The organism is Nonomuraea sp. NPDC050556 (assembly GCF_044457355.1).
Lineage (GTDB): Bacteria > Actinomycetota > Actinomycetes > Streptosporangiales > Streptosporangiaceae > Nonomuraea.
The window spans coordinates 1,113,656-1,123,340 of sequence record NZ_JBITGU010000004.1 but is presented as its reverse complement, the minus strand read 5'-3'; the positions used below and the strand labels follow the sequence as shown (position 1 = coordinate 1,123,340).

Sequence of the window (9,685 nt, the reverse complement as noted above, 5' to 3'; positions counted from 1 at the left end):
CGGTTACATTCCGAACCCGGAAGTTAAGCTTTCCAGCGCCGATGGTACTGCACTCGGGAGGGTGTGGGAGAGTAGGTCGCCGCCGCGCAATCTTTGAACAGGAGAGGATCATTCCCGTCATGGGGGATGGTCCTCTTCTGCGTTCACAGGGCTGTCCCGGTTGGGGCGGCCCTTTTTTGCGTTCCCCGGCATGAGCCCAGGTCCAGGGCGTACTTATACGTATTCACCCGTTCGGTGCGGTGCTTCTATGGTGAAGATCTCGCAATGGGGCCGCCAGAGCGGAGAAATCTCATGGGTGACATGCTCGAAGAAGCATGGCTGAAAGGCATGGCCGGCGAATGGGGGGAGATGCGCTCCAAGGCGACCTTCCCGTCGCGGGCGCAAGTGCTGGAACTGGCAGTTCAACTGTCCCGCTCCGTCCCCGGCAACATCGTGGAGTTCGGTGTCTGGAAGGGATACTCCACCCGCGTCATCAGGGACGAGCTGTGGCGCAGCAGGCTCTGGGATCCGCGACAGCGCGGTAAACGGATCTACGCGTGCGACTCGTTCAAGGGGTTGCCTGAAGGCTACGAGAACCTGTCCGCGGGGACGTTCGCGACGCCGGTTCCCCGGTTGACGGGGGTGCGGGTGGTCGAGGGGTTCTTCGAGGACTCGCTCACTCCGGCCCTGGCCACCGAGGTGGGCAGGATCAGCCTGGCGCACTTCGACGCGGACCTGGAGTCGGCGACCACGTGCGCGCTCGACTGGGTGACGCCGCTGCTCACCAGCGGGAGCCTGCTGCTGTTCGACGAGTTCTTCGGGGAGGACCCGGCGGAGTACCGGGCGTTCCAGGAGTGGAGCGAACGCACCGGGACCCGTACTGCCCTCCTCGCGCTCTTCGGCAGGGAACCCAGCGGCAAGGGCGACATGACCGACAGGCGCGCCTTGTTCCAGGTGCTGGGCAGCCAACAGGTCGCCAAGTCCCCACCCCTTCTCCTCACCAGAACCCGCCGCAAACTCATGTCCCGCTGGTAACCATCCCGAGGGGAGCTGGGGACGGGACCGGGCGCATCCACCCACGTGCTTCGAACAAGCCCATTCGCCCCGCACACGCCCGTCGGTGGGGATGGGCGTGTGGCGGGGCTTTGGCGAACTGGCCGCCGGTGGCGCGCGGGCGGGATGGGGGCGTCGTGCGGATGAGAGGCAGGGCCGGAGGGCAACGCGGCTGGCTGTCGGGGGGGTCAGCTAGGGGGTCTTCGCGGGGGGTCGCGGCGGGATAGGTGCTTCCCCACGGGCGGGTCGCGCTAGAGGTGGTTGGCCACGGGTCTTGGGGGAGGCGTGGCTACCCGCGGTGCGAAGGGGGGGTGGCTTCACGCGGGGTGTGGCCGAAGGGGCAGCTACCCGCGGGGGGCTTCACGCTGGGTGGGGTGGTTACCCGCGGGTGTGGTGGAAGGGGTCGTTATTCGCGGGGTGGGGCGGGAGGGGTGGTTAGCCAGGAGGTGTAGGGGGTGGCGAAGAGGCCGGGGAGGCCGCCGGTGTGGAGGAAGACGACGCGCTGGTCTGGGCCCAGCCGGCCGTCCCTGTAGGCCGTGAGCATCGCGGCCATCGCCTTGCCTGTGTAGACCGGGTCCAGCAACAACGCGTCGGTCCTTGCCGCGGTGAGGAGGGCGTCGCGGCCGTCCTCGGTCGGCGTGCCGTACCCCTTGCCGATATGGCCTGTGTCCAGCACGCACTGGCCGCTTGGGGCGGGGAGGTTCAGGTGGGTGGCGGCGGCTCGGGCGAGGATGGTTATGGCGTCGGAGAGGTTCGGGCGGGCGCCTACGTCTACGCCCATGAGCTTGGTGTGGTCGCCGAAGCCTGCCGCCAGGCCCGCCTGCGTGCCGCCTGAACCGGCCGCCACTACCACCACGTCCGGGTCGAGTCGCCGGGTCAGGTCCTGGGCGACCCTGGCGTAGGAGGCCGTGCCCAGCGTGGTGGAGCCGCCGATGGGGATGGCGTACGGCTTGCGTCCCTCGGCCTTCAGCTGGTCGGCGCGGGTCAGGATGGCGGTTTCGAGGTCGTCGTACGGCAGGGCCGGGCCGTCAAGCCACGTGATGGACGCGCCGAGCAGCTCGTCGAGCAGGACGTTGCCGCTGCGGTCGCCTCGGGTGAGGACGAGGTCGCACCTCAGACCGGCGACGTTGGCTGCGGCTGCGGTCATCCTGGCGTGGTTGCTCTGGGCGCCGCCGCCGGTCACCAGGTGGTTGCATCCCTTGGCTAGGGCGTCTTCTATCAGGGCGGTCAGTTTGCGGGCCTTGTTGCCGCCTCCGGCCAGGCCGGTGAGGTCCTCGCGTTTGACCCACAGGCGGTCGGGTGGGATCCCTAGGTGTCTGGCCAGGCCGGGGAGCTGGTGGAGCGGCGTGTCGTCGACGGGCAGGATCACCGGCCCATCGTCCCCGCTCCCCACACCCTCGACAAGCCCAACCCTCTTCCCGCGAGGGTGGGGGTGAGGTCCTTCGTGGCGGGTGTGGGCGGGGGTGCGTGGTCCGAGGGTGTGGTGGAGGTGAGGGGGCCGCGACAAGGTGAGGGGACGGAGCGTGGCTCGGAGGAGGGGCGCCGCATGCGAAACAACGGGCGTGCTTGGTGGCTGGGCAGGAGGAGGGCGGGCGCGGGTGAACTATGGGGTGGGGTTAGGGCGGGGTGGGGGTGGTGGCTGTTGTTAGGAGGGGGTCTATGCGGTACGGGATCTGAGTGGACAGGGCGATCGTGGTGTCGGTGCGTTGCACGGCGGGGGAGGAGAGGATGGTGGCGATGATGTCCTGAAGATGCGCTGTGCTCCTGGCCACCACGCGGCACAGCAAGTCGGCCTGCCCGCTGGTGCCGTGGACCTCCAGGATCTCCGGGACGTCGCCCAGCGCTTCCACCGCCTCCGCCACGCGGCCCTGGGTGATCTGCATCATGACGAAGGCCAGGATCGGATACCCCGCAGGCACCGGATCTATGGTCGGGCCGAAATCCACCACAATCCCCCGAGAGACCAGCTTCTCGACGCGAGCCTGTACGGTGCCCCGAGCCACCCCCAGCAGCCGCGCGAGTTCGGTGAGTCCCACGCGTGGATGTGCCCGCATGGTGGTCAGCAGCCTGGCGTCCAGCGCGTCCACGGCCCCTCCAGAAGAACTGTGCGATTCGACCAGGATGCGACCGCCGTGAGCGGCGAAACCAGGCGAATCGACTAGTAGAAATGTCAGCTCTTGCCAGTCAAAGCGAGAATTGCTGTTATTCTGCCATGTTCGAGGAAGCGCAGTACTTCGCCCCGATCGCGACCGGCGACGACGGTTCGGTGGTCGTCGAGCTGGCGAGCTCCCACCCCGGTTTCGCCGACCCGGTCTACCGGGCCAGGCGCAACGCGATCGCCAGTCTCGCGGTCAACCACGAGCGCGGCGAGCCCATCCCGGTCGCCGAGTACACGGAGCAGGAGCACGAGATCTGGGCGACCGTAACCAGCGAGCTCAAGATCAAGCACGACAAATACGCCACCGCCGAGTACCTGGCCGGTGCCGAGCGACTGGGCCTGCCCGAGCGCCGGATCCCGCAGTTGCAGGAGGTCTCCGAGCTGCTCGAACCGCTCACCGGCTTCCGCTACCTCCCGGCCGCGGGCCTGGTGCCGCTGCGGGACTTCTACGGCGTGCTGCAGGACGGCTACTTCCACTCGACGCAGTACATCCGCCACCACTCCGTGCCGTTCTACACGCCGGAGCCGGACGTCATCCACGAGGTCATCGGTCACGCCAACGCCCTGGCGCACGACCGCTACGCCGCTCTCTACCGGCTGGCCGGCGCTGCGGCGCGGCGGGTGGAGACGCAGGAGGCGCTGGAGTTCATCTCGAAGGTGTTCTGGTTCACGCTGGAGTTCGGGGTGATGAGCGAGGACGGCGAGCTGAAGGCGTACGGCGCGGGCATCCTGTCGTCCTATGGGGAGATCGAGGAGTTCCGGGGGATGGACATCCGGGCGCTCGACCTCCACGAGATGGGGCTCACCGAGTACGACATCACGAAATATCAGGATGTGTTGTTCCGGGCTGACTCGCTCCAGCACCTTGAAGACGTCGTCGGCGACTTCTGGGCGACCTGCGACGACGAGTCCATCGCGAAACTTACGCACCTGTAACACCACTGGCACCACGATGATCGCGAACTAACCCAGGTTGGTGAGCATCGAAGGAGTCGTGGTGATCCGATTAGTGTTGGCCTGCCTGGTGCTGCTCGCCCCCATGACGGCTGCCCAGGCGGGGACGACGGCGACGGCCCGGACGGCGCAGGTGGAGGCAGGCGCGCAGACGGCCTGGACAGGGGCGGGGGCGCGGGCGGCTAAAGGCGCCCAGGCAGGGGTGCAGGCGGGGCGGACGGCCAAAGGCGCCCAATCGGGGGCGCCGATCGAGGCCAAGAAGCTCACCAGCAGCCTCAACAGCTATCTGAGCAGCAGGCCTGGCCCCGTCACCGCCATGGTGAAGGACCTGACCACAGGCGAGGTCTACCGCTACCACAAGGGCGAGCGCCTGATCACCGCCTCCACCGCCAAGGTGCAGATCCTCATGGCCCTGCTCCTCAAAACCCCCTGGAAAAAGCTCAGCGCCAAGACCAGACACGACGCCGACCTCATGATCCGCTACAGCGACAACGAGGCAGCCGACCGCCTCTGGCTCCGCATAGGCGGCGCCCCAGGCTTCACCAGGGCAGGCAGGAAGCTGGGACTCGAGAACACCCAGGGCGTCCCGGGAGACTGCCTGGACCTGTACTGCTGGGGCATCACCAGAACGTCGGCAGAAGACCAGATCCGCCTGATGAAGGCCCTCAAGACCGGCAAGAGCCCGCTGAGGAAGCCCGACCGCGAGCAGGTGCTCAAGCTGATGGGCAAGGTCATAGCGGAGCAGAAGTGGGGCGTCAGCGCCGCCGCCTGCAAAGGCTGGCACACCGCGCTCAAGAACGGCTGGCTGAAGCGCGTCTCCACCAAGCGCTGGGCCGTCGTCAGCGTGGGCATCGTGAGCGGCCGCGGCCACGACTACGCGATAGCCGTACTCACAGAAGGCAGTGCCGAGGTCGGCACCGGCATCGCGACCGTCGAGGGCGTCGCCAAGCGCATGATGAAGGGCTTCAGGAAGTGCTGACGGGCGTGATGAGCCGGTAGCCGACGCCGCGCACGGTCTGGATGAGCGTGTCGTCCTCGTCGCCGAGCCGCGCCCGCAGGCGTTTGACGTGCACCGCGATGGTGTTCGTCGAGGTGGTGTGGGTCGAGTGCCAGACGTTGCGCATGATCTGCTCGCGGGTGACCGTACGGTCCGCGTTGCGCATCAGGTAGTGCAGCAGCTCGAACTCGCGCAGCGGCAGGTGGACGGCCTGGCCGCCCACGCGCACCTGGTAGGCGTTGACGTCGAGCTCCACGCTCCCCACGGTCAGCACCCGGCGCAGCTCCGCCTGCCCGGACGACGACCCCTGGATGAACGGCAGGAGCTCGGGCACCCGGTACGGCCTGGCCACGCAGGCGGAAGCGCCCGCGCCGAGAGCCTGGACCGCCTGCTCGGCGTGCCCCTCACCGACGCCGAGCAGGACGGGCACGGACCCCGACAGGCGTACGGCACGCACGAAGTCCACCGCACTGATGATCGGCAACGTGGCGGAGACGAGCACCACGTCCGGCCGTAATGCTCCGGCCTGCAGCAGAGCCTGGGCGCCGTCGGACACGCCGACGACGGAGACGCCTTCGCGCCCGAGCGCCACGGCCAGTTCCTGGACCGCGCACTCGTCAGGATCGGCCACCAGCAGGACGGGTGCCGTTCGGGTGTCCCCGTGCACCTCGGAGGCCGTCTGCTGGTGGGCCATCAGCCGAAGCGTCCAGTGATGTAGTCCTCAGTGGCCTTCTGGGATGGATTCGTAAACATGCGAGAGGTCTCGTCCATCTCCACCACCTTGCCCGGCTGGCCCTGGGCGGCGAGGTTGAAGAAGGCGGTCCTGTCGCTGACGCGGGCCGCCTGCTGCATGTTGTGGGTGACGATGACGATCGTGTACTCGTCCTTCAGCTTCGTCATGAGGTCCTCGATCGCCAGCGTGGAGATCGGGTCGAGCGCGGAGCACGGCTCGTCCATGAGCAGCACCTGCGGCTTGACCGCGATCGCGCGGGCGATGCAGAGGCGCTGCTGCTGGCCGCCGGACAGGCCCGCGCCAGGCTTGTTGAGCCGGTCCTTGACCTCGTTCCAGAGGTTGGCGCCCTGCAGCGACTCCTCGACCACGCTGTCGGTCTGCGACTTGGAGACGCGCCCGTTCAGGCGCAGGCCGGCGGCGACGTTCTCGTAGATCGACATGGTCGGGAACGGGTTGGGGCGCTGGAAGACCATCCCGATGGAGCGGCGGACGGAGACCGGCTCGACGTCCTTGCCGTAGAGGTCGGTGCCGTCGAGCAGCACCTTGCCCTCGACCCGCGCACCGGGGATGACCTCGTGCATGCGGTTGAGCGTCCGCAGGAAGGTCGACTTGCCGCACCCGGAGGGGCCGATGAAGGCGGTGATCGAGCGCGACTCGATGGTCATCGAGACGTCCTCGATGGCCTTGTGCGCACCGTAGTACGCGTCGAGCCCGGATACCTGGATCTGCTTGGACATTACCGGGAAACCCCCTATCGGCCTCGGGCGGGCGACCGCCACCAGGCGATGAGTCGCGCCACGAGGTTCAGCAGCATGACGATCAGGATGAGCGTGAGCGCGCCGGTCCAGGCGCGGTCGATGGCGGTGTCGTTCGGCCTGGCCGCCTGGTCGAAGACGAACAGTGGCAGGCCCATCTGCGGCCCGTTGAACGGGTCGCTGTTGATGGAGTCGGCGAAGAACACCGTCAGGAGCAGCGGCGCGGTCTCGCCCGCCACGCGGGCGATGGCGAGCATCACGCCGGTGACGATGCCGGTGAACGCGGTCGGCAGCACCACGCGCAGGATCGTGCGCCACTTGGGCACACCCAGCGCGTACGAGGCCTCGCGCAGATCGATGGGCACCAGCTTGAGCATCTCTTCCGAGGAGCGGACCACGGTCGGCATCATCAGGATCGACAGCGCCAGCGCTCCGGCGAGGCCGGAGAACGGCATGCCGAGGAAGAGAATCCAGAAGGCGAAGATGAACAGGCCGGAAACGATCGAAGGGACGCCGGTCATGACGTCCACGAAGAAGCTGATCGTACGGCTGAGCCGACCGCCGCTGCTGTACTCGACCAGGTAGATCGCGGTCAGCACGCCGATGGGTACGGCGATCGCCGAGGCGAGCAGGACCTGCTCCAGGGTGCCGATGATCGCGTGGTAGGCGCCGCCGCCGGCGTCCCTGGCACCGATGCCCCGCATCGAGTGGGTCAGGAACTCCAGGTCGAACCTGGCCAGGCCGTTCGAGATCACCATCCACAGGACGGAGATGAGCGGCACCACGGCCAGCGCGAAGGCCAGGTACACCAGGCCCTGGACGACACGGTCCTTGACCTTGCGCCCGGTGGAGATGTGCTGGATCGTGCTCATTTCGTTCTCCCGCGAGTGATCACCATGCGGGCGCCCATGTTGACGAGCAGGGTGATGATGAACAGCACCAGGCCAGAGGCGATGAGAGCGCCGCGGCCGATCGGGGTCGCCTCGCCGTAGCCGTTGGCGATGTTGGCGGCGATGCTGTTGGCGTGCGGGGTGAGGATCTGGAAGGTGATGTCGAACGTGGCGGGGAAGATCAGCGCGACCGCGATGGTCTCGCCCATGGCCCGGCCGAGGCCGAGCATGGCGGCGCTGATGACGCCGGGGCGGCCGAAGGGAAGCACCGCCATCCTGATCATCTCCCAGCGGGTGGCGCCGAGCGCCAGGGCCGCTTCCTCGTTCATCTTCGGAGCCTGGAGGAAGACCTCGCGGGAGATCGCCGCGATGATCGGCAGGATCATGATCGCCAGGACGATGCCACCGGCCAGCATGGTCTTGCCGCCGACCGCGCCCTCGCCGCCGAACAGCGGGAACCAGCCCAGGTTCTCGTTCAGCCAGACCGAGGGGGTCCTGAGCAGGGGCACCAGGAAGACCGCGCCCCAGAGGCCGTAGATGACGCTGGGCACGGCGGCCAGCAGGTCGACGAGGAAGCCCAGCGGGCCGGCCAGGCGCCTGGGCGCGTAGTGGGAGATGAACAGCGCCACGCCGACGGCGATGGGCGTGGCGATCACCAGGGCGATCGCCGAGCTCAGTACGGTGCCGAAGGCGAGGGCGGCGATGCCGAAGACCTGGCTGCCGTTGGGATCCCAGGTGAGATCGGTGAAGAAGTTGCCCTCGTTCTCACTCAGCGCCGGGATGGCCTCGCTGATGAGGAACACGGCGATGGCCGCCATGATCCCCAGCAGGACGACGCCAGCTCCGGTGGAGAGATTGCGGAAGAGCCCTTCACCTCGGGTGCGCCGGGAGGCGGACCGGCGCGTAGCCGGCCCGCCTCCACGCGTGCGAACGGGGGTTGCCATCAGTTAGGAGATCGCCTCGACCGCGGCGCGGACCTTGGTCAGCAGCGTGGCGGGGAGCGGGGCGTAGCCCAGGTCCTTCAGCGAGGCCTGGCCCTCGTCGCTGGCGGTGTACTGCAGGAAGGACTTGACCAGCGGAACCTGGTCGGCGGCGAGGCCCTTCTCGCAGGTGATCTCGTAGGTCACCAGGACGATCGGGTAGGCGCCCGCGGCCTTGGTGGCGTAGTCGATGCCCAGCTTGAGGTCGTTGCCGGTGCCCTTGACCTCGGCGGCCTCGACGGTCTTGGCGGCGCTGTCGGGGGTCAGCTCGACGAACTCGCCGGAACCGTTGGCGACCTTGGCCTTCTGCAGCTGCGAGTTCTCGGCGTAGGAGAGCTCGACGAAGCTGATGGCGCCCTCGGTGCTCTTGACCGAGGAGGCGACACCGTCGGAACCCTTGGCGCCCTGGCCCTTGGCCTCGGCGGGCCACGCCTTGGCGGGCTCGTACGGCCAGTCGGCGGTCGCCTTGAGGAACTTGGTGAAGTTGTCGGCCGTGCCGGACTCCTCAGCGCGGTGGAACGGCTGGATCGCGGTGGCGGGCAGCTTGGCGTCGGGGTTGTCGGCCTTGATGGCCGCGTCGTCCCACTTGGTGATGGTGCTGTTGAAGATGCCGCCCAGGGTCTTGGGGGACAGCTGCAGGCCTTCGACGCCGGGCAGGTTGTAGACCACCGCGACCGGGCCGGTCACCATCGGGATGTTGATGGCCTTGCCGGTCTTGCAGCGCGCGTCGGCGGCGGCGGGCTCGCCCTTGTCGTCCTTGAGCGCCGAGTCGGAACCGGCCAGCGAGATCGTGCCCGCGATGAAGGCCTGGACGCCGGCGCCGGAGCCGCTCGGCTGGTAGTTCAGGCTGACACCCGGGTTCTTGGCCTGGAAGTCCTTCTTCCACTGGTCGATCGCGTTGGCCTGGGCAGAGGACCCAGCCGCGTTGATCGCGCCGCTCAGAGCGTTGTCGTTGCCCGCGGCCGAGGAGGCCGGGGCGGCGGAGCTCGTGGCGCCGCCGTTGTTGTCGGTGCCGCACGCAGCGAGCGAAAGCGCGCCCACGATGGCGACCGCGGCGATCCGGCCTACATACTTCACGGTTGGGTTCCTCCCACTTGGTCCTTAGTCGAACCAGAAGTTATGCAGCCAAAGTGACTTAATCCCCCAATCACGGGTGAACGTTCGGTGAACCTCACAGGTCGTCCGT

10 protein-coding genes and 1 rRNA gene are annotated in these 9,685 nt (G+C 67.9%); 4 read left to right on the top strand and 7 right to left on the bottom strand.

Annotated elements, in window-relative coordinates:
• Window positions 1-88: ribosomal RNA gene (gene rrf / locus ACIBG8_RS42255) — 5S ribosomal RNA — on the top strand; the annotation flags it as partial.
• Window positions 89-300: 212 nt separating this feature from the next.
• Window positions 301-1,014, top strand: a complete 714-nt coding sequence (locus tag ACIBG8_RS42250; protein WP_397348861.1) for a TylF/MycF/NovP-related O-methyltransferase — start codon at window positions 301-303, stop codon at window positions 1,012-1,014.
• Window positions 1,015-1,438: 424 nt separating this feature from the next.
• On the opposite strand, the gene ACIBG8_RS42245 is transcribed toward ACIBG8_RS42250, so the two are convergent.
• Together ACIBG8_RS42245 and ACIBG8_RS42240 are read right to left on the bottom strand one after the other, a co-directional pair.
• Window positions 1,439-2,401 (bottom strand): 1-aminocyclopropane-1-carboxylate deaminase/D-cysteine desulfhydrase, encoded by a 963-nt coding sequence (locus tag ACIBG8_RS42245; RefSeq protein WP_397348860.1) that lies wholly within the window; start codon window positions 2,399-2,401, stop codon window positions 1,439-1,441.
• Between the two features lie 247 nt (window positions 2,402-2,648).
• Window positions 2,649-3,119 (bottom strand): Lrp/AsnC family transcriptional regulator, encoded by a 471-nt coding sequence (locus ACIBG8_RS42240; RefSeq protein WP_397348859.1) that lies wholly within the window; start codon window positions 3,117-3,119, stop codon window positions 2,649-2,651.
• A 125-nt stretch (window positions 3,120-3,244) separates the two neighbouring features.
• On the opposite strand from ACIBG8_RS42240, the gene ACIBG8_RS42235 reads away from it, so the two are divergent.
• On the top strand, window positions 3,245-4,126 hold the full coding sequence (locus ACIBG8_RS42235; RefSeq protein ID WP_397348858.1) for a phenylalanine 4-monooxygenase: 882 nt from the start codon (window positions 3,245-3,247) through the stop codon (window positions 4,124-4,126).
• 61 nt (window positions 4,127-4,187) lie between these two features.
• The gene (locus ACIBG8_RS42230; RefSeq protein WP_397348857.1) at window positions 4,188-5,123 is read left to right on the top strand and encodes a serine hydrolase; all 936 of its coding nucleotides are present in this window, start codon (window positions 4,188-4,190) and stop codon (window positions 5,121-5,123) included.
• On the opposite strand, the gene ACIBG8_RS42225 is transcribed toward ACIBG8_RS42230, so the two are convergent.
• Genes ACIBG8_RS42225 through pstS form a run of 5 tightly spaced genes read right to left on the bottom strand, consistent with a single transcriptional unit; the run spans window position 5,110 to window position 9,576 of the window.
• Window positions 5,110-5,835 carry a response regulator transcription factor gene (locus ACIBG8_RS42225; protein WP_397348856.1) on the bottom strand — a complete coding sequence of 242 codons (726 nt, stop codon included), beginning with the start codon at window positions 5,833-5,835 and terminating at the stop codon, window positions 5,110-5,112. The two genes, ACIBG8_RS42230 and ACIBG8_RS42225, sit on opposite strands and share 14 nt — an antisense overlap.
• Window positions 5,835-6,611 (bottom strand): phosphate ABC transporter ATP-binding protein PstB, encoded by a 777-nt coding sequence (gene pstB / locus ACIBG8_RS42220; RefSeq protein WP_397348855.1) that lies wholly within the window; start codon window positions 6,609-6,611, stop codon window positions 5,835-5,837. The genes ACIBG8_RS42225 and pstB overlap by 1 nt, the downstream gene beginning before the upstream one ends.
• A 14-nt stretch (window positions 6,612-6,625) precedes the next feature.
• Window positions 6,626-7,501 carry a phosphate ABC transporter permease PstA gene (pstA, locus tag ACIBG8_RS42215; protein WP_397348854.1) on the bottom strand — a complete coding sequence of 292 codons (876 nt, stop codon included), beginning with the start codon at window positions 7,499-7,501 and terminating at the stop codon, window positions 6,626-6,628.
• Window positions 7,498-8,463, bottom strand: coding sequence for a phosphate ABC transporter permease subunit PstC (pstC, locus tag ACIBG8_RS42210; protein WP_397348853.1), 966 nt, complete (start codon window positions 8,461-8,463; stop codon window positions 7,498-7,500). Before pstC ends, pstA begins: the two co-directional genes overlap by 4 nt.
• A gap of 3 nt (window positions 8,464-8,466) precedes the next feature.
• Window positions 8,467-9,576, bottom strand: a complete 1,110-nt coding sequence (gene pstS, locus ACIBG8_RS42205) for a phosphate ABC transporter substrate-binding protein PstS (RefSeq protein WP_397348852.1) — start codon at window positions 9,574-9,576, stop codon at window positions 8,467-8,469.
• Window positions 9,577-9,685 lie beyond the last annotated feature (109 nt).